Genomic DNA, 18,008 nt, shown 5'->3' on the forward strand with positions numbered 1-18,008 from the left:
GCAAGGATCGGCAAGGATCGGGAAGGTTCAGGCGGCTTCGGCGGCGGTGTTGACGCCGAGCCGTTCCAGCAGGCCGGCGCGGAGGGCGGCGAAGCGGGGGCCGGTGATGTCGCGTGGCCGGTCGAGGTCGATGCGCTGCTCGTGAGCGATCCGGCCGCCGTCCATCACCAGCACGCGGTCGGCGAGCAGTACGGCCTCCTCGACGTCGTGGGTGACCAGCAGCACGGCGCAGCCGCGACGCTGCCACACCTCCCCGACCAGGCGCTGTGCCCTGATCCGGGTGAGCGCATCGAGGGCGCCGAACGGCTCGTCGAGCAGCAGCAGATCAGGCTCGCGCACCAGGGCGCGGGCGAGGGAGGCGCGCTGCGCCTCGCCGCCGGAGAGGGTCTTCGGCCAGGCGTCGATCCGGTGACCGAGGCCGACCTCGTCCAACGCCCGCTCGGCGGCGACGCGTTCGGGCTTTCCGGGCAGGCCCAGGAGCACGTTGCGCCAGACCTTCTTCCAGGGCATGAGCCGGGGCGCCTGGAAGGCGACGGCCCTGCGGCGCGGGACCAGCGCGGTTCCCCGGATGTCGCGGTCGAGTCCGGCGAGGATGCGCAGCAGCGTCGACTTGCCGCAGCCGCTGCGGCCGAGCAGCGCGACGAACTCGCCGGGAGCGATGTCGAGTCGGAGGTCGTCGATGACGGCACGGCCGTCGAAGGAGCGGGTCAGCCCCTCGACATGTACAGCCGTGGCCGGCTTGGCGGTCACCGCCCGGTGAACGTCGGTCGCCATTGCAGCAGCAGCCTTTCGAGGGAGCGGACGATGAAGTCGGCGAGCAGGCCGAGGAAGGCGTAGACGATCAGGCAGACCACGATCACGTCGGTCCGCAGGAAGTCCCGGGCCTGCACCATGAGGAAGCCGATGCCCGCGTCGGCGTTGACCTGTTCGGCGAAGACCAGCGCGAGCCAGGCGATGCCGAGCGAGTAGCGCAGCCCCGTGAGCGCCCCGGGCAGGGCACCCGGCAGCACGACGTGCCGTACCAGACCCCACCGGGAGAGCCCCAACGACTCCCCGGCCTCGATGAGTTGGGAGTCGACCCCGCGGATCCCGGCATAGACGTTGAGATAGAGCGGGAAGGTCACGCCGAGTGTGATGATGGCGATCTTCGGGGCCTCGCCGATGCCGAACCAGATGATGAACAGCGGGATGAGACCGACGAACGGCACCGTCCGCAGCATCTGCACCGGTGCGTCCACCAGATCCTCGCCCACCCTGAACAGCCCTGAGACCAGGGCCAGTCCGGTGCCGATCACCGTTCCGAACAGCAGCCCGAACGCGACGCGCTGCAGCGAGGTCCCCATGGCCGACGGCAGTGAACCGTCACTGACCAGATCCCAGCCCACCTGCGCGATCCGGCCGGGCGAGGCGAGTACACCCGCCGCCAGCACACCCGTGGCACTGAGCAGTTGCCACAGGGCGAGCAGCAGGATCGGGCCCGCGGTACGGCGCAGCCAGCGGGGGACGCGGAGGCGGCGGGAGGAGGCGGGGACGACGGGCTGGAGGTCGAAGGGAAGGGCGTCCGAATGCCCTGTCCCGGTGGCCCTGGACTTGGATATACCGGAAATATCCGGATCAGGCGCGCTGGGTAGGGCATGGCTGATGCTCATGGATGCTCCGCGGGGAGGAGAGCGGCGTGCGGGAAGATGCGACTCGGTGGCGCCGACGCCATGCCCGCGTCAACGGCAGAGGACGGCTGAGACGGCGGGAGCCTGGGAAGTCAGCGAGAGGGAAAAGGGCGTCAGCAGCCGCGACGACACGCGGCGGAGGCCACCCGCAGCAGGTCGATGTGACCGCGCGTGGTGAGCAGGGCTGTACGCAACATGCGGCCGAACGTAGTCAGGCCGCCGCCCACGGTCAACAGCGTCTCGCAGAGTGGACCGCGCGTCTCAGGAGTCATCCGCGCCGGAGCGTGTGAAACCCGGCGTATGGGTCAGGATGGGGGCATGCCAGATGCCTTCACCACCCGAATGCTGAACGTCTCCACCGGATCCCGCGAACGGGTCGTCGACCTCACCGCCGACTGCGAGGACTTCCTGCGGCAGGCGGCGGCCGACCGCGACGGGCTGCTCAACATCTTCGTCCCGCACGCCACCGCCGGAATCGCCGTCATCGAGACCGGCGCCGGCAGCGACGACGACCTTCTCGCCGCCCTGCACACCCTGCTGCCCGCCGACGACCGCTGGCAGCATCGCCACGGCAGCCCCGGCCACGGCCGCGACCACGTCCTCCCGGCCATCGTCCCGCCCCACGCGACCCTCCCGGTCATCGCCGGCCGCCTGGAACTGGGCACGTGGCAGTCGGTGTGCCTGGTCGACACGAACAGGGACAATGCCGAGCGTCAGGTGCGGCTGAGCTTCTTCGGCTGACGCGTACGACGGAGCCGGCAGCGAGGGTGCGGCGCGACGCCGGCCTGACGGGGCGTCGAGTCAGCGCCGCGCCGGTACGTCCCAGAGGACGCGCAGCACAGGGGGCTTGCGGAAGACCAGGCCTCGGGGCGCGGCGGGCGAGGACGTGTCGAGCCGCAGGCCCGGCAGGCGGTCGAGGAGCGCGAGGACGCAGGCGCGGGTTTCCAGTCGGGCGAGGTGGGCGCCCAGACAGAAGTGTGGGCCGTGCGCGAAGGCCAACTGGAGGCGGTTGTTGCTCCGCCGCAGGTCGAAACTGTCGGGTTCTTCGAAGACATCGGGGTCGCGGTTCGCGCCGGCGAGGGAGACGACCACCAGATCACCACGCCGGACCTCGGCCTCGCCGATCCTCACGTCGGCGGTGGCGTAGCGGTCCACCACCGCCGCGGCGGGTTCCAGGCGGAGCGATTCCTCGATCGCCGCGTCGACCAGGCTCGGATCGGCACGCACCAGAGCGAGTTGATCCGGGTGCGCCAGCAGGTGCAGTACGACGTTGGCGATCATGCCCTCGGTGGTCTCGATGCCGCCGAACATCAGCACGGCGGCGTCGGCTACCACCTCCGGCAGCTTCAGGCGCCCGGTTCCGGCCGCCGCGACCAGCAGCGACGCATGGCTTCCTGCGGCGACCGTCGCCTCGACGCTTCCTCGCAGCTGGTCGAACGCCGCCGACCCGGCGGGGTTCGCCGACAGCCCGGCGGTGATGTCGCAGACCGCGCTCACGATGGCGTCATACCAGGACAGCACCGCCTCGGCGTCCGCGTCGACCAGGCCCAGCGCCTCGGCGACGACGGCGACGGCCAGCGGCCCGGCCACCTCACGGCGCAGTTCGGCGCTGCCACGCGGCCGGATGCCCGCCACGAGCCGGGCGGCTTCCCCTTCCACGAACCCGGTGAACCGGTCGTCCACGTCTTGCCTGCGGAACGGGTCGGTGAAGGGATCGCGATGCCGTCTGTGCTCGGCACCTTCCAGGGAGAGCATGCTCGGACCGACCACCTGGGCGGTGGAGAAGCGGGGGTCGTCCACCGTGAAGGCCGCCGCGTCGCGCATCACGCGCAGTGCGAGATCACGCCGGGTCACCAGCCAGCCGCCCAGCACGGGTAGCCACGAAACCGGTTCGCGGGAGCGCAGCAGGGCCAACCGCGGGTGAGGGTCCTCCTCCAGCTCCGTGAGCGTGGTCGTGGAACCGAGCGGAAACCGGCGCGCTGTCACCATGGAAGCTGTCCCCTGTCCCGTTCCCGGAATTCCGGCCGCGCACGGGGTCACGGCCCATTGGGCTCATCGTCGCGGATGGGCCGGCCGCAGATGAAACACGGGCGACGGGGAGAGCGCGGCAGGCCGCGTCGCCGATCAGACCGGCGCCGGGGTGCGCCGCCTGCCCCCTCCGGCAGGGCAGGCCACTGACAGCGCCCCCCGGTGAGGCCGGAGGGCGCGGTGGAAGAACGGCTCTGGTGAGCGGTTCTCCGAGGAACCGGGAAGCTCACTCGCGCCCGGCGGCGCGATCCTGCTTCTCCTTCTTCAGCTGCTTGATCCGCGCGCCTTCCTTGCGGACCTCGGCCTGCGTGGCGCGCTCCTTCTCCAGCCACTCGGGCCGCTCCTGCTTGAGCACCTCGATCTGCTCGGTGGTCAGCGGCTCGGTGACCCCGCCGCGCGCGAGACCTGCGATGGACACGCCGAGCTTCGCGGCGACCACCGGACGCGGGTGGGGGCCGTTGAGCCGCAGCTCGCTCAGCCACTCCGGCGGGTTCGCCTGCAGCTCGTTCAGTTCGGCGCGCGAAATGACGCCCTCCTGGAACGAGGCGGGGGTGGCGGGGAGGTACACACCCAGCTTCTTTGCCGCGGTCGCGGGCTTCATCGTCTGGGTGCTCTGCTGCGAACTCATGAGGTCAAGGGTATCGGCCGCCTGCCCGACGGCCGACCACGGCCGGTGCCGGCCAGTCCGCCACGGCCGGTAACCTGGCCTGGTGACAGGCTCGGAGGAATCACCGTCGTTCCGGCTCGCATACGTTCCCGGAGTGACGCCCGCCAAATGGGTGAGGATCTGGAACGAGCGCCTGCCGGACATCCCGCTCACCCTCGACCAGGTCCCGGCCGCCGAGGCACCCGGGGTGCTGCGCGCGGGTGACGCCGACGCGGGCATCGTCCGGCTCCCCGTGGACCGCACGTACTTCAGCGCGATCCCCCTCTACACCGAGACCACGGTGGTCGTCGTCCCCAAGGACCACCTGATCACGGCCGTGGACGAGGTCGAGCTCGCCGACCTCGCCGAGGAAGTGCTGCTGCACCCCCTGGACGACGTCTTCGGCTGGGACGCCCCGCCCGGCGAGCCCGCCTTCGAGCGCCCCGCGACGACGGAGGACGCGATCGAGCTGGTGGCCGCGAACATCGGCCTCCTCGTCGTACCGCAGTCCCTGGCCCGCCTGTACCACCGCAAGGACCTCACCTACCGCCCGGTCACCGACGCCCCTCAGTCGAGCGTCGCCCTGTCCTGGCCGGAGGAGGCCACCACCGATCTGGTGGAGGACTTCATCGGTATCGTCCGCGGCCGCACCGCCAACAGCACCCGGGGCCGTACCAGGCCCCCGGCCGACGCACCGGCCGAGCAGAAGCGGAAGCGTTCCGAACCGGGCGGCACCCGGCAGAAGCCGGCGGCGAAGTCCACGGGCCGCACGGCACGCGCCCGTGCGGCGGGCGGCAAGCAGACACCCCAGCGGGGCAAGCCGCGCCGGAGGTCGTGAGGGCGACGGCGTGCCGCCATCGCCCAGCCGCCACCACCTAAGCCTCCTGCCGTGCCGTCGGCCTCGACTGCTCGGACTGCGGAAGGCTCCGTCGTTCCCGCAGGTCGGCGAAGGCCAGGCAGAGGGCCAGCAGGATGATGCCGACACAGGTCAGCAGGCCGTACTGGAGTGCGGCGCCGGGGTCGCCGTGATTGGCCAGGTGCGCGAAGAACACCGAGCCCACCACCGCGACGCCGGCCGCGGAGCCGACGCGCTGCCCGGTCTGCAGCACCCCGCCCGCCGCCCCGGCACGCCGAACCGGCACGAGGGACAGGGTCAGCGTGGTGTTCGGCGAGGTGGTCAGGCCCGAACCGATCCCCGCGAGCAGCAGCGGGAGCGCGGCAGCCCAGGCAACGCCCCGGCCCGGCACCCAGTGCACGGCCGCGACGACGCCGAGAACGCCCACCGTCACCGTGCACAGCCCGGCGATGACGAGCCTGCGCCCGAAGCGCACGACCATGCGGCCGCCGGCCGCGGCACCCACCGCCGTGCCCGTCGCGAAGGGCATGGACGACAGCCCCGCCGCCAGCGCGCTGTAGCCCATGCCGTTCTGCAGGAAGAGCGTGTAGACGAAGAACAGCGTCGTGAAACCGCCGAAGTACACCAGGCTCAGCAGCGCACCGAGCGAGAAGGAGCGCAGGGTGAAGAGCCGCAGGTCGACCAGGGGAGCCTTGTCGCGGCGTGTCTGGCGCAGCTCCCAGGCCCAGAACGCGGCCAGCAGCCCGGCGCCCGCCGGCAGCAGAGCCCACTTCAGCCGCCCGTGCCACTGCTGCTCCTGGACGAGGGGCAGCATCAGGGCGAGCACACCCGCGCCCAGCAGCAGGACACCCGGCACGTCGAAGTACTCCCGCCTGCCCGGTGCGCCGGGGAAGCGGGGCAGCAGCCGTAGCGCCGCGCAGAAGGCGGCGACCCCGATGGGCAGGTTGACGTAGAACACCGAGCGCCAGCCGTCGTCCCCGCTGGACGCGTGGATCAGCAGGCCGCCCGCCAGCGGGCCGAGGGCCGTGGAGAGGCCGATGGTGGCGCCCATCATGCCGAACGCGCGGGCCCGTTCCGCGCCGTGGAACATCTGCTGGATGAGCCCCGTGGTCTGCGGCGCGAGCATGCCGGCCGACGCCCCCTGGACCAGTCGGAAGAACACCAGCCAGGCCGGATCGGAGGCCAGCCCGCAGGCCGCCGAGGCGAGCGTGAACAGGGCGAGTCCGGTCAGGAAGGTCTGGCGCTGCCCGCGCAGGTCGCCGAGCCGTCCCGCCGGGACCAGGACCAGGCCGAAGGTGAGGGCGTAACCGGACACCACCCAGGAGAGGTCGGCGGGGGTGGCGGAGAGCCCGCGCTCCACCGAGGGAAGCGCCACGTTCACGATCGACGTGTCCAGCAGGGACATGAAGGACGCGGTCAGACAGACGGCGAGCGCCTTCCACCGTCGGTCGCCCAGGGCGGAGACGGCCTGGTCTGTAGTCATGTCATCACGCTATGCAGCCGTCGCGTCCCCCGCACGGCGGGAACGACGTGCTCCACGCCGAGAAGCCGGGCCCGCAGCCGTCAGGGCGCGTACGACGCCCTCCGCACCGTCCGCAACACCGCCGCGCCGTCCACCCGTTCGAGCAGAGCCTTTGTCACCCACGCGTCCTTCACGCCTCGGAGGTGCACGAGCAGCGCACCCTTGCTCCGGACGGGTGGTCCGTGGCCCAGGCCCGGCCGAGCCGTCCCGCGCCTTCCAGAGCTCGGCCCTGTGAAGCCGGCACGCCACGGGTCAGGTGCGGACCGCCCGTCCCACCGCCTCCACCAGGGGCAGCAACCGGTACGGGACGCGCTCGCGCAGCGCCACCTCCGTGCGGGTGCGCACCACCCCGGGCAGGCTGATCAGCTTCTGAATGACGTCCTCCAGGTGGGCGTTGTCCCGCCCCACCACCCGGGCGAGCAGGTCCCCGCCGCCCGTGATCGAGAACGCCTCCACGATCTCGGGTACGGCGGCCAGCGCGTCCCCCACGTCGTCCAGGTGGCCCTGTGTGACCTCGATGTGCACGAACGCCAGCACCGGATGGCCCAGGGCGGCGGGGGAGAGGGAGGGGCCGGTGCCGGTGATCACACCCTCCCGCTCCATCCGCTCCAGCCGGGCCTGGAGCGTGCCGCGGGCGACGCCGAGGACCCGGGCGTACTCGCGCACGCTGGTGCGGGGCTGCTCCAGGAGCAGTCGCAGGATGCGGGTGTCGAGTTCGTCCACGGCCATGATGGACGACTGTACCAATGGCTCAGCCAGTGCACCTCCGCGCCTGCCGCCCCACCTGGTCCGTTGGTATTCCGGTCGGCGGGAGCGCCCGGTCAGGGCAGTACCAATGGCCCAGTGATTCGGATGACACTTGAGCCAGTGACCCCGGTGATGCTCTCATGGGACCGTCGATGGCGCTGCGGACCCCGCGGCGCCTTTTCTGTGCCGGTGTTCCATGGGGAGGGCAGCAGTGCTGAAGAGGATGTTCGTGGCTCCGGACCCGGGCCGGGCGCGGTTGCGCTTCGCCGCGCGGGCCGTCCTCGGCATCGGCCTCGCGGTCGTCGTCTGCCTCCTCTCCGGACAGTGCCTCGCGGGTGCGGTCGCCGGCGGTCTCGCCGCGCTGCTCACCCTGTTCACCGTCGCCGACCCGACCGTGCGCGGCCAGGCGGTCACCACCGCGCTGCTGCCCGTCGTCGGCGTGCCGGTGCTCGCCGCCGCGGCCGAGCTGCACGCCGCCCCCGTCGCCCGCGACCTGGCCTTCCTGGCCGTCGTCGGCGCCGGGGTCTACGCCCGCCGCTGGGGTCCGCGCGGGCACAGTCTCGGCGTGTTCGCGTTCATGACGTTCTTCGTGGCCCAGTTCCTGCACGCCACCCCGGCGCAGCTGCCCGAGCTGTACGCCGCCGTCCTGCTGTCCGTGCTCAGCGCGGCCGTGGTGCGCTTCGGCCTGTGGTGCTACGAGCGCCGGCTGCCCCCGGCCGCCGTACCCGCCCCGTCCGCCGGGCGCGGTCTGGCCCGGGTGACCACGCGGCAGGCCGTCCAGGCGACCGCGGGCGCGGGCTTCGCGCTGGTCGTGGGCCAGCTGGTCTCCGGACAGCGCTGGTACTGGGCCGTCGGCGCCACCTGGTGGATCTTCGTCAACACGGCCTCGCGCGGCGAGACGCTGGTGCGCGGATTCCGGCGAGTCCTCGGCACGGTGATCGGCATCTGCCTGGGCTTCCTCGTCGCCGTCCCCGTGAACGGCGCGCCGGTCCCGACGGCCGTCCTCGTCGCCGTGGCCGTCTTCGGCATCTTCTACACGGCCGCCCTCTCCTACACCTGGATGATGCTCTGGGTGACCGTGCTCGCCGAACTGCTCTACGGCCTCCTCGGCGTCCTCAGCCCCGGCCTGCTCGCCCTGCGCCTCGCCGAGACCGGCGTGGGCGCGCTCGGTGCCGTGCTCGCGGTGCTGTTCGTCCTGCCGGTCACCACCCACGCCATCACGGACGCCTCGATCCAGCGCGTCCTGCGCTGCGTCCACGCGTGCACGGCCGAGGCCGCGGCGCGGCTCGCCGGCTCCCCGACGGCAGACCCGGCGCCCCTGGTGGCCGAGCTGGAGCAGTTGCTCGGGCGGGTCCGGCTGTCGGTGGCCCCGCTGGTGCACCCGCTGAACCCGGCGCCGGCGCGCAAGCGGCGTGCCCGCAGGGTGCTCGCGCTCCTCGACGACTGCGCCCGCGAGGTCCGTGGTCTGGTGGCGGTCGCCGCCGACCCCGAGGCCTCCCACGACGCCCGCCTTGCCGCGGCCTGCTGGCGGGTGGAGGCCGCCGTCGAGGCCTTGACCGCAGGCCGCCCCGAGCCCCTCCACAACCCCGCCGAACCTCCCGCCGAACCGGCCCTCGCCCACCTCCACGGCCTGGAACGCGCCCTCGCCGACCTGGCGGAACCCCTGCGGGCACCGTCGGGGTCACGACTGGTGGGCGCGTGAGCCGGTCAGCCGGGGGTGCGGCACCGGGGCGCGCGGGTCATGTCCGGGAAGCACTCGGGCGCGTGAGCCGGTCGCGTCCCGGTCCCCGCTGACGGCCGTGTGAGCCTGTCCGTGGTGGCCGCGAGGCTTGCGGACGAGGCCGTGCGAAAAGAACCGTCTTGCATGGCCGCCGTTGGTCTAGACCGCCTTGGCCGACTGCTACCGTCGGCCACGGACGTGCTCCACCGACGACCGAGAGGGGACAGCGGTGGCAGAGGGCGGCAGGTCCGGCAGGCGCCGGGCGTTCATCGGCTCGTTCACGGCAGCGGGCGGACCCGGTCTCCTGACCGCCGAGGTCGCGCGGGAGGGGGGTGCCCTCACCCTCGGCCCGGCCGTGAAGGACGTACCCGACCCGTCGTACCTGGTCCTGTCGCCGGACGGCGAGATGCTCTACGCGGTCAGCGAGACGGCCGAGGGCGCCGTCGCCGCCTACCGTGTCGACGGCGACAGGCCGGTGCTCGCCGGACCGCCCGTGCCGGTCGACGGCAGCGGACCGACCCATCTCGGGCTCTACGCCGGGCACGTGCTCACCGCCAACTACGGCTCCGGCAGCGTCACCGCCGTACCCCTGCGCTCTGACGGCACGCTCGCCGCCAAGCCCTCCGGGTGGCTGCAGCACACCGGCTCCGGCCCGCACGACCGGCGCCAGCGCGGCCCGCACGCCCACCAGGTGCAGTCCGACCCCAGCGGCCGCTGGGCCGTCAGCGTGGACCTCGGCACTGACTCGGTGCGGGTCTGCACCCTCGCGGACGGAGCCCCCGCCCTGCACCGCGAGTTCGCCCTGCGCCCCGGCTCCGGCCCCCGCCACCTGGCCTTTCACCCGGGCGGCGGGCATGCCTACGTCGTCAACGAACTCACGCCCACGGTGACCGTGTGCCGCTGGGACGCCGAGGCCGGCTCCCTCAAGCCGCTCACCGAGGTCCCCGTGCTGCCCGGTGCCCCCGCCGGAGACGCCTACCCTTCCGGCATCGCGGTCTCGCCCGACGGCCGCTTCGTATGGACCGCGACCCGCGGGGAGGACGTCCTGTCGGTACTCGCCGTCGAGGGCGAGGCACTCCGGCTGACCGGCACCGTGCCCTGCGGCGGGCACTGGCCACGCGCGCTCGCCGAGCACGACGGCTTCCTCTACGCGGCCAACGAACGCTCCGGCGAGGTGACGTGGTTCGCCCTGGACGAGGCGACGGGGCTGCCCCGCTACGACGGTTCCGTGCCGGTTCCCGCCGCCTCCTGCGTCGTCTTCGGCTGAGCCCCGCGAGATCCGGGCGCCCGGCACGGCGAAGGGCCCGCTCCGGGGTGTGGAGCGGGCCCTGTGTCGTACGCGTGCTGTGGAGTGCCTGCGTCCGGTCAGCGGACCGGCATGCCCTGCGGCTGCTGCGGGGAGATGCCCAGCGCCGTCGTGTACTTGGCGAGGGCGAGCTTGCCGATCGCCGGGTACGCCCCGAGCGCCTCGGCCGTGGCGCAGCCCGCCTCCGCGGCGGCGGCCGCCAGCAGCGCCGGGTCGATCTCCGGGCCGATCAGATACGGCGCCAGGGCCAGCTGCTGCGAGCCCGAGGAACGCAGCTGGTCGGCGACCGAGGAGATCGAGCCCTCCTGGTCCAGCGCCGCCGCCATCACCGGCACGGCCAGGCGCGCGGCGAGCAGCATGCCGGTGATTCCGGCCGCCTGCACGGCCTCCTCGCCGCCCACGGACGCCAGGATGATGCCGTCCGCGGCGGTGGCCACGGTGAACAGGCGCGCGCGGTCGGCACGGGCCAGGCTTGCCTCGGACAGCCGCACGTGCAGTGCCTCGGCGAGCAGCGGGTGCGGGCCGAGCGCGTCGGTCAGCTCGGCGGCGACCCGGCTGTCCATCACGGACTGGCGGATCTGCCGCAGCAGGGCGCTGTCCGGTCCGGCCAGCAGCGGGACGACGACCGCGACCGGGCCGTCGGGCTCCTTGACCCCTTCGACGCCGGCGGCGACGGCCTGCTCGTAACGGGCCGTGCGCTCCTCGGAGGCGCGCACGAGCACCGACCGGAGCGTGGGGAACTCGGCGTCGTCCCCGTCCAGGTAACCGATCCGGGCGTCCAGACCGGGCAGCTCGGAGCGGGCGATGCTCACGACCTCCTCGGCGAGGGCGCGCGTGGCGGCACTGGGCGCACCGGGCACCGCGAGGGCGAGCGCGGGCGCACCCTCGGGAGCCACCAGCGGTTCCGGTCGGCGGTGCCGTCCGGGCTGACGGGGTCGCGGCATTCGTACTGGCAGGCCGGACTCGGGCCCAGTGGGGGTGCTCATGCGGCCGCATGTTACTGGCTTCGGGGGTTCCTCCGTTCGGGGAGGGTGCAGGTGAGCGGTTTCCGTCCGGTTTTGTCTGATGAGTGACAAGCGGATGACACATGTTCGGAGCACGTGCCGAGAACATGGGCCGACAAAAGCACAGCAAGGGACGGCAAGGGTGGCAGGGGGCGGCAAGGGGTGACAGGGCACGGCAAGGGGTGACAGGGCGGTGACAAGGGGGGAGATCCGCTTTTGCCGTGACCTCATTCGCCTTGTGTCGTGACGACACACAGCATGACCGTTTCGCCCGGCAGGGTGAGCCGGTCGGCCGCGAGGTCGGCCGCGATCCGTACCGAGCCGTGCAGGGGATCACCCTCGGCAGGCACCTGCCGCGCGTGCGGCAGCCTGCTGGTCAGCTGCTCGCGCAGGGGGACGAGGAGAGGCTCGCCCAGGCGGAACAGGCCGCCGGTGAGCGCCACTCGGGGCGCCCCGTCCACCGGGCACACGGCCGCGACGGACTCGGCCATGTGCCGGGCCGCCGCGCGCAGGATGTCCACGGCGACCGGATCGCCGGGGGCACAGGCGGCCACCCGGGGTGCGAAGGAGGCCAGTACGGCGGCCCGGTCGGAGCGGGGGTACAGCTGCCCCGGCAGGTCGCGCACCGGCCCGAACTGCTCCTCCGCGCAGGTCAGCAGCGGTGCGGAGCCGCCCTCGCGGCCGTCGTGGGCGCGCAGCGCCGCCTCCAGGCCGGCCCGTCCGATCCACGCGCCGCTGCCGCAGTCTCCGAGCAGATGCCCCCACCCGTCGGCCCGGCGCCAGGCCGTCAGATCGGTGCCGACCGCGATCAGCCCGGTACCCGCGGCGAGTACCGCGCCCGGCCGGGGTCCGAGGGCCCCGGCATAGGCGGTGACGGCGTCGGCGGCGAGAGCCAAGCGCCGCACGCCCAGCTCCCGGGCGAGGGCGCCCGGCAGTTCCGCGCGCAGGGCGTCGCCCAGGGTGGCGAACCCGGCGGCGCCGACGACGGCCGTCTCCAGCCGGCCGATGCCCGCCTCGGCGGCGGACGCGCGCGCCAGCGGGACGAGTTGGGCCATCAGATGGGCGGGATCGATGCCATGCGTACCCGTGCGGACCGGTTCCCGTGACTCCCGCTGTGCGGCGGGCGCCCGGCCCGGCACGCCGACGGCGACCCGCAGACCGGAGCCGCCGGAGTCCACCGCCAGGTAACCGGGGACGGTCACGGCAGTTGCCAGTCCACCGGCTGTCCACCCTGCTGGATCAGCAGGTCGTTGGCCCGGCTGAACGGACGCGAGCCGAAGAACCCGTAGTCGGCCGACCGGGGCGACGGATGCGCGGACTCCACCGCCGGCAGTCTGCCCAGCAGCGGGCGCAGATTGCGGGCCTCCCGGCCCCACAGGATGGCGACCAGCGGCTTGCCGCGCGCCGCCAGGGCCCGCATCGCCTGCTCGGTGACCTCCTCCCAGCCCTTGTCGCGGTGGGCGCCCGGGCGGCGCGGAGCCACGGTCAGCGCTCTGTTGAGCAGCAGGACACCCTGTTGGGTCCAGGGGGTGAGGTCGCCGTTGGACGGCTGGGGCAGGCCCAGGTCGGCGTTGAGCTCGCGGAAGATGTTGATGAGGCTCGGCGGCAGTGGGCGTACCTCGGGCGCGACCGAGAACGAGAGGCCCACCGCGTGGCCCGGAGTGGGGTACGGGTCCTGACCGACGATCAGGACCCGTACCTCGTCGAAGGGCTGCTGGAAGGCCCGCAGGACGTTCGGCCCGGCCGGGAGGTAGGTGCGTCCCGCGGCGATCTCCGCGCGCAGGAAGTCGCCCATCTCGGCGATCCGCCCGGCCACGGGTTCGAGGGCCTTCGCCCAGCCCGGTTCGACGATTTCATGCAAGGGTCGTGGTGCCACGGGCGTCACCCTACTGCCCGGGGGCAGGCGGGTGATCAACCGATGGCCCAAGCACGGCCGGGCCCGCCCCTGCGGCCGGCCCGCACCTCTCAGCCGCCCACCGCACCGCCCCGGCAAGCCGGCCGATCATCGCCTCGGCGGCCGGCCCTCAGCCCGCACGTGAGCCGACCACCGCCCCGGCACGTCAGCCGGCCCTCGGCCCGACCCTCCCTGCAGGTCAGCCGACCCCAGGAGGACCGGCCCCCATGTCGGCCGAGTCCTCCGCGCATGTCAGCCGATCCCAGGCCGACCGCCGCCCATGTCGGCCGGGCCCTCCGCGCGCGTCAGCCGGTCCAGGCCGAACCGGCCCCGTGCCGGCCGGTGCCTCGCCCCGCGTCAGGCGATCACCGCCGCCCGCACGCACAGCACATCCGGGAGGTGGGACGCCAACTGCTGCCAGGTGTCGCCGGCGTCGGCCGAGGCGAACACCTCGCCGTTGCGGTTGCCGAAGTACACCCCCGCCGGTTCGGCGTCGTCGGTGCACAGGGCGTCCCGCAGCACCGTGCCGTAGTGGTCCTCCTCCGGCAGCCCCTTGGACAGCGGCTCCCAGGTCCGGCCCGCGTCCGTGGTGCGGAAGACCCGGCAGCGGTGCTCGGCGGGCACCCGGTCCGCGTCGGCGTTGATCGGGAAGACGTACGCCGTGTCGGCCTGGTGCGGATGCGTGGCCACCGCGAAGCCGAATGTGGAGGGCAGATCCGCGCCGATGTCGGTCCAGTGGGCGCCCGCGTCGTCGCTTCGGTACACTCCCCAGTGGTTCTGCAGATACAGCCGGTCCGGATCGCCCGCGTCCTTGGCGATCTTGTGCACGCACTGGCCGAAGTCCGGGTTCGGATCCGGCAGGAACACCGCGGACACACCGGAGTTGGACGGCACCCAGCTGGCGCCGCCGTCGGTGGAGCGGAACACCCCGGCCGTCGAGACGGCCACGGTGACCGCCTTCGCGTCGCGGGTGTCGGTCACCACGGTGTGCAGGCCCTCACCGCCGCCGCCCGGCACCCACCGCGAGCGCGTCGGATGCTCCCACAGCGGCCGGACCAGCTCGAAGCTCTCGCCGCGGTCCTCCGAGCGGTACAGCGCCGCCGGTTCCGTGCCCGCGTAGACCACGTCGGGCTCGGCGGCGGCCGGGTGCAGCTGCCAGACGCGCTCCAGGGAAGCGCCGGTGTCCTTGGGGAACTTGACGGCCGGCTGCGGCGGTTCGGTCCAGGTGCGGCCGAGGTCGTCCGAGTGGAAGACGGACGGGCCCCAGTGCGCGCTGTCGCCGCCCGCCAGCAGGCGTGGCCGGTCCCCGCGGGTGTCGATCGCGACCGAGTAGACCGCCTGGGCGTTGAAATACGGGCTGTCGTCGAACTCCCAGGCGCCGCCGCCCCTTCGGCGTCCGATGAACAGGCCTTTGCGGGTGCCCACCGCCAGCAGTACCTCGGTCATGCCGATCACCTCCGGGACGCCTTCGTCCAGGTAGTCGTGAGTCAGGTAGTCGTCAGTTATCGGCCAGTGTGCACCCGGCCACTGACACTCTCCCCCGGGGAGTGCGTTCTCGCAGGTCACAGCGGTGTTGTCGGCCTGCGACGAAGGTCCGTTGAGGCCCGTTGCGGCATGCGCCTGCGCGAACGGGGTGTCTCGTGCGACCGTCGAGGAGACGGCTCGTCGTGAGCAACGGAGCGATCTCCCGCGTATGGGAGGGCGATCCGGCCGGTCGGTGCGCTCGTGAGGAGGATGCCTTTGAAGGCGTTCCGTGGTCCGAAGGTGTGGCTGTGGCGCTGGCGGCGCAACCCGCTCAGGCGCCGGGCCGACGTGATGGAGGCCTGGGTGGCGCTCGGGGCCTGGCTGCTGACCGTCCTCGCGGGGGTCACCGCCGGACTCGTGGCGGCCGGGTCGGTGGAGCACGGGCTCGCCAGGGAGCGGGCGGCCTGGCGTCCGGTGGTGGCCCGCGTCGTGGCGCGGGCACCGGGCAGTTCGCCCGCGCACGGCCACGCCTCGTCCGGTGAACAGGTCTGGGCCAAGGTGCGCTGGGCGGTGCCCGACGGCTCCGCCCGCACCGGTCAGGTCCGGGTCCAGCCCGGCAGCAAGGCCGGCACGCCGGTCAAGGTCTGGACCGACCCGCAGGGCCGTCTCGTCGGCCGCCCCACCTCCGTCGCCGAGGCCGCCTTCCGCGGCACCCTGATCGGCTGCCTGGTGGGTGTGAGCACCGCGGCCGTTCCCTTCGTCGGCGGTCTCGCCCTGCGCAGCCGTCTGGAACGCCGCCGTATGGACGCATGGGACACGGAATGGGCACGCCTCGGACCGCAGTGGGGACGGATGGTCTGACCAAGGGCGCCGGCGCGTCTCGACCGGGGCCCCGGACCGTCACGCCGCCCGAGACGGAGCCGGGCGGGCCGAGCCGCGCATGGCGCCCGGCGCCGGCTCCCGCGCGTCGGTCGGTGGGCGCGGGCGGACGGGCTGTCTTCGCACGGTGGGCTACATCGCCGCCAGCGCCTCCCGGCACGCTTCCAGCAACGCCTCGTCCTCCGGTATGCCCTCGCCGCCGTAGCCCCCCGTGTGAGCCAGATGGCGGCGGGGGGCGGTCAGTTCCGCTGTCATCAGCTGACGTAGCGGCGCGGCGGCCGGGCCCATCGCGGTGAGGCACCGGGCGATCGGGGCGCGGGTGTGCGGATCGTCCGTCCAGGCTGCCCGGAACACGGGCAGGACCGGCTCCGGGTCCCTGTCGATGCGCCACAGCGCGCAGGCGGCCGACATCCGCTCCTGCGCCGGCCACGAGCAGGCCATCCGGCGCAGCGCGGGCAGCGCGGGGCGCGCGGCCGGTCCCAGTCTGCCGAGCTGTCCGGCGGCCAGGCACCGGCGCTCCGGATCGGTGTGGGTCAACTCCCGAAGGAGTACGGGGAGTACGACGGAGGCGTCCTGGTACGCCGACCAGAGCGCCCCGGCCGCCTCGGCGGCGTGCCGGGTGTGCAGGAGTGCGCGGAGGGCCGGAACGGCCTGCGCGCCGGCACCCAGCGCCTCCAGCGCCCTGACGGCCTGGCGTGCGACCGGGTCCGGCACCCCGGAGCCGTCGGGAGCACCCGACAGCAGCCGCAGCACCTCCGGGACCGCGGCCTGGTCTCCCAGGGCGCCGACCGCAGCCAGCAGCGGGACGGCGAGCCGGACGGTGGAGGGGGAGTCCGCCGGGACCAGGCCGAGTCGGTGCCGCACCGCCTCGGCGAGCGGGGCCGCGGCGGCGCCCAGGCGGGCCAGTGCGAATCCCAGGTCCACCGGGGCGGCCGGGCCGGCCAGCAGTTGGGCCAGGGCCGGGACCGCGCGGGGATCGCCGCTCCTCGCCAGGGCCTTCAGCGGCCCTCCCAGCGTGGGCAGGTCGCGCTCGAAGCGGTGCGTCCACAGATCGGGCCGGGCACACACCAGCGCGTGCAGATCGTCCGCGGCGGGCGCGGCCAGCGTGTACAGCTCGGACAGGACCGCCACCGCCGCGTCCCGCAACCGGTCCTGCTCCGCGGGCAGTTGGCTGCCGAGCAGCCGGACCGTGCCGCTGTGGTCGCCGCGCCAGCCGCGCAGCAGCGCCGCAGCCATCCACACGGCGTTGCACCGGTCCAGCGGGTCCGGACTGGTCAGCTGCCCGCCGAGCAGCGCGGTCCGGTCGTCCACGCGGTCGCCGAGCGCGCTGTGCAGGGTGCGCAGCAGACGGGAGCCCTCCTCGTCGGACGGGCGCAGCCGCCGTAAGCGTCCTACGAGGGTGTCGACGGCGGAGGGCTCGGGGAGCCGGGCGCGGTGTGCGGAGCGCTCCCGGAGCAGCCGGACCGCTGTCGGCACCACATCGTCGGGCAGCCGGGCGGGCGCGACGAGCGCGAGCTGGCCGAGCGCGGCGAGCCGCAGTCCCGGGGAGTACGGCGGCGCGCTCTGCTCGGCCAGGAGGTCCACCGCGGCGTCGGCGTGCGCGGGGTTCCGGCGGACGAACAGTCCGAGCGCCTCCGTGAGGGCGAGCAGGACACGGTCGTCGCGCTCGGCGCGCAACCGCTGCCGCAACAGGCCCAGCACGCGCGCGGGCGCGGCCACGAAGTGCACGAGGGCCTCGGCAGCCGCCCGCCGTACCGCCGGGTCCGGGTCCCCGGCGAGCCGGACGAACACCTCGGCGCCCGCGCACACCGCCTCCCTGGCGCGCGGGTCTCCGTCCGCGCTCTCCGCGCCGATGCCGACCAGCAGTTCCACGACGCCGCCCCGGTCCGGCAGTTCCTCGCGGGCCACGAGCGTGAGCAGGATGGGGACGCAGGCCAGCGTCGAGTCGTACACACACCCCGGGTGGTGCAGTGCGTCGTACATCCCGTCGAGCGCGGTCGCTCGCTCGGCGGTGTCCGTGGACGCCAGCGCCCGTAACCATCCGGGCACGTCCTCCGCGGTGCCGTACGCATGCCGCAGCGAGGCCCAGTCGACCTCGTCGATCCCCGTGACCACGTTGTCCTCCCCAGACGAAAGCCACCTGATCGCGAGTGTGCACCACGGCACCGACAACGGTATGGAACCGTGCGCTGACTGTGTGCGATCCGTCGGCTGTCACCGGCCAGGGCGGCAGCGGCCCGCGCTCGCCTGCCGGGTGAGTCACGGGGCCCTGGTG

17 protein-coding genes are annotated in these 18,008 nt (G+C 73.6%); 5 read left to right on the forward strand and 12 right to left on the reverse strand.

Annotated elements, in window-relative coordinates; all coding sequences use genetic code 11:
- Positions 1 to 27: 27 nt before the first annotated feature.
- The 3 genes from ACZ7HQ_RS16285 to ACZ7HQ_RS16295 form a co-directional block, all read right to left on the reverse strand.
- The gene (locus ACZ7HQ_RS16285; RefSeq protein ID WP_470989767.1) at positions 28 to 774 is read right to left on the reverse strand and encodes an ABC transporter ATP-binding protein; all 747 of its coding nucleotides are present in this window, start codon (positions 772 to 774) and stop codon (positions 28 to 30) included.
- Positions 747 to 1,649: an ABC transporter permease gene (locus tag ACZ7HQ_RS16290; protein ID WP_470989770.1), complete on the reverse strand. Its 903-nt coding sequence runs from the start codon at positions 1,647 to 1,649 to the stop codon at positions 747 to 749. Before ACZ7HQ_RS16290 ends, ACZ7HQ_RS16285 begins: the two co-directional genes overlap by 28 nt.
- Before the next feature lie 131 nt (positions 1,650 to 1,780).
- The gene (locus tag ACZ7HQ_RS16295) at positions 1,781 to 1,939 is read right to left on the reverse strand and encodes a putative leader peptide (RefSeq protein ID WP_470989775.1); all 159 of its coding nucleotides are present in this window, start codon (positions 1,937 to 1,939) and stop codon (positions 1,781 to 1,783) included.
- A 46-nt stretch (positions 1,940 to 1,985) separates the two neighbouring features.
- Between ACZ7HQ_RS16295 and ACZ7HQ_RS16300 the strand changes: the two genes are divergently transcribed.
- The gene (locus ACZ7HQ_RS16300; protein ID WP_470989778.1) at positions 1,986 to 2,408 is read left to right on the forward strand and encodes a secondary thiamine-phosphate synthase enzyme YjbQ; all 423 of its coding nucleotides are present in this window, start codon (positions 1,986 to 1,988) and stop codon (positions 2,406 to 2,408) included.
- Positions 2,409 to 2,468: 60 nt separating this feature from the next.
- Here the strand turns inward: ACZ7HQ_RS16300 and ACZ7HQ_RS16305 are convergent, their stop codons facing one another.
- Both ACZ7HQ_RS16305 and ACZ7HQ_RS16310 read right to left on the reverse strand, forming a co-directional pair.
- Positions 2,469 to 3,656: a cytochrome P450 gene (locus ACZ7HQ_RS16305; RefSeq protein WP_470989781.1), complete on the reverse strand. Its 1,188-nt coding sequence runs from the start codon at positions 3,654 to 3,656 to the stop codon at positions 2,469 to 2,471.
- Positions 3,657 to 3,921: 265 nt separating this feature from the next.
- A complete protein-coding gene (locus ACZ7HQ_RS16310) occupies positions 3,922 to 4,323 on the reverse strand; it encodes a DUF5997 family protein (RefSeq protein WP_470989784.1) in 402 nt (133 codons plus the stop codon).
- Between the two features lie 82 nt (positions 4,324 to 4,405).
- Here ACZ7HQ_RS16310 and ACZ7HQ_RS16315 point away from each other — a divergent pair, with 82 nt between their 5' ends.
- A complete protein-coding gene (locus ACZ7HQ_RS16315) occupies positions 4,406 to 5,179 on the forward strand; it encodes a LysR family substrate-binding domain-containing protein (protein ID WP_470989787.1) in 774 nt (257 codons plus the stop codon).
- A 37-nt stretch (positions 5,180 to 5,216) separates the two neighbouring features.
- On the opposite strand, the gene ACZ7HQ_RS16320 is transcribed toward ACZ7HQ_RS16315, so the two are convergent.
- Together ACZ7HQ_RS16320 and ACZ7HQ_RS16325 are read right to left on the reverse strand one after the other, a co-directional pair.
- On the reverse strand, positions 5,217 to 6,680 hold the full coding sequence (locus ACZ7HQ_RS16320) for an MFS transporter (protein ID WP_470989790.1): 1,464 nt from the start codon (positions 6,678 to 6,680) through the stop codon (positions 5,217 to 5,219).
- 291 nt (positions 6,681 to 6,971) lie between these two features.
- Complete coding sequence (locus ACZ7HQ_RS16325) at positions 6,972 to 7,448, reverse strand: Lrp/AsnC family transcriptional regulator (protein WP_470989793.1); 477 nt, start codon at positions 7,446 to 7,448, stop codon at positions 6,972 to 6,974.
- 229 nt (positions 7,449 to 7,677) lie between these two features.
- Between ACZ7HQ_RS16325 and ACZ7HQ_RS16330 the strand changes: the two genes are divergently transcribed.
- Entirely contained in the window at positions 7,678 to 9,168 is a 1,491-nt protein-coding gene (locus ACZ7HQ_RS16330; protein ID WP_470989795.1) for an FUSC family protein, read from the forward strand.
- Between the two features lie 247 nt (positions 9,169 to 9,415).
- Entirely contained in the window at positions 9,416 to 10,453 is a 1,038-nt protein-coding gene (locus ACZ7HQ_RS16335; protein ID WP_470989798.1) for a lactonase family protein, read from the forward strand.
- 98 nt (positions 10,454 to 10,551) lie between these two features.
- Here the strand turns inward: ACZ7HQ_RS16335 and ACZ7HQ_RS16340 are convergent, their stop codons facing one another.
- The 4 genes from ACZ7HQ_RS16340 to ACZ7HQ_RS16355 form a co-directional block, all read right to left on the reverse strand.
- On the reverse strand, positions 10,552 to 11,478 hold the full coding sequence (locus ACZ7HQ_RS16340; protein ID WP_470989801.1) for a sirohydrochlorin chelatase: 927 nt from the start codon (positions 11,476 to 11,478) through the stop codon (positions 10,552 to 10,554).
- A 245-nt stretch (positions 11,479 to 11,723) separates the two neighbouring features.
- The gene (locus ACZ7HQ_RS16345; protein ID WP_470989803.1) at positions 11,724 to 12,698 is read right to left on the reverse strand and encodes an N-acetylglucosamine kinase; all 975 of its coding nucleotides are present in this window, start codon (positions 12,696 to 12,698) and stop codon (positions 11,724 to 11,726) included.
- Complete coding sequence (locus ACZ7HQ_RS16350) at positions 12,695 to 13,372, reverse strand: uracil-DNA glycosylase (RefSeq protein WP_470989806.1); 678 nt, start codon at positions 13,370 to 13,372, stop codon at positions 12,695 to 12,697. Before ACZ7HQ_RS16350 ends, ACZ7HQ_RS16345 begins: the two co-directional genes overlap by 4 nt.
- A 375-nt stretch (positions 13,373 to 13,747) precedes the next feature.
- On the reverse strand, positions 13,748 to 14,836 hold the full coding sequence (locus tag ACZ7HQ_RS16355) for a WD40/YVTN/BNR-like repeat-containing protein (protein ID WP_470989809.1): 1,089 nt from the start codon (positions 14,834 to 14,836) through the stop codon (positions 13,748 to 13,750).
- Positions 14,837 to 15,124: 288 nt separating this feature from the next.
- On the opposite strand from ACZ7HQ_RS16355, the gene ACZ7HQ_RS16360 reads away from it, so the two are divergent.
- Positions 15,125 to 15,715, forward strand: a complete 591-nt coding sequence (locus ACZ7HQ_RS16360) for an Rv1733c family protein (RefSeq protein WP_470989812.1) — start codon at positions 15,125 to 15,127, stop codon at positions 15,713 to 15,715.
- 150 nt (positions 15,716 to 15,865) lie between these two features.
- Here ACZ7HQ_RS16360 and ACZ7HQ_RS16365 read toward each other — a convergent pair whose 3' ends face one another.
- Positions 15,866 to 17,848: a HEAT repeat domain-containing protein gene (locus ACZ7HQ_RS16365; RefSeq protein ID WP_470989815.1), complete on the reverse strand. Its 1,983-nt coding sequence runs from the start codon at positions 17,846 to 17,848 to the stop codon at positions 15,866 to 15,868.
- Positions 17,849 to 18,008 lie beyond the last annotated feature (160 nt).

This window comes from Streptomyces sp. NPDC037290 (assembly GCF_055603245.1).

What these genes read in the sequence shown, in the direction of transcription:
- ACZ7HQ_RS16285 (WP_470989767.1), bottom strand. Translation starts at nt 774, where the DNA reads ATGGCGACCGACGTTCACCGGGCGGTGACCGCCAAGCCGGCCACGGCT.
- ACZ7HQ_RS16290 (WP_470989770.1), bottom strand. Translation starts at nt 1,649, where the DNA reads ATGAGCATCAGCCATGCCCTACCCAGCGCGCCTGATCCGGATATTTCC.
- ACZ7HQ_RS16295 (WP_470989775.1), bottom strand. Translation starts at nt 1,939, where the DNA reads ATGACTCCTGAGACGCGCGGTCCACTCTGCGAGACGCTGTTGACCGTG.
- ACZ7HQ_RS16300 (WP_470989778.1), top strand. Translation starts at nt 1,986, where the DNA reads ATGCCAGATGCCTTCACCACCCGAATGCTGAACGTCTCCACCGGATCC.
- ACZ7HQ_RS16305 (WP_470989781.1), bottom strand. Translation starts at nt 3,656, where the DNA reads ATGGTGACAGCGCGCCGGTTTCCGCTCGGTTCCACGACCACGCTCACG.
- ACZ7HQ_RS16310 (WP_470989784.1), bottom strand. Translation starts at nt 4,323, where the DNA reads ATGAGTTCGCAGCAGAGCACCCAGACGATGAAGCCCGCGACCGCGGCA.
- ACZ7HQ_RS16320 (WP_470989790.1), bottom strand. Translation starts at nt 6,680, where the DNA reads ATGACTACAGACCAGGCCGTCTCCGCCCTGGGCGACCGACGGTGGAAG.
- ACZ7HQ_RS16325 (WP_470989793.1), bottom strand. Translation starts at nt 7,448, where the DNA reads ATGGCCGTGGACGAACTCGACACCCGCATCCTGCGACTGCTCCTGGAG.
- ACZ7HQ_RS16340 (WP_470989801.1), bottom strand. Translation starts at nt 11,478, where the DNA reads ATGAGCACCCCCACTGGGCCCGAGTCCGGCCTGCCAGTACGAATGCCG.
- ACZ7HQ_RS16355 (WP_470989809.1), bottom strand. Translation starts at nt 14,836, where the DNA reads ATGACCGAGGTACTGCTGGCGGTGGGCACCCGCAAAGGCCTGTTCATC.
- ACZ7HQ_RS16360 (WP_470989812.1), top strand. Translation starts at nt 15,125, where the DNA reads ATGCCTTTGAAGGCGTTCCGTGGTCCGAAGGTGTGGCTGTGGCGCTGG.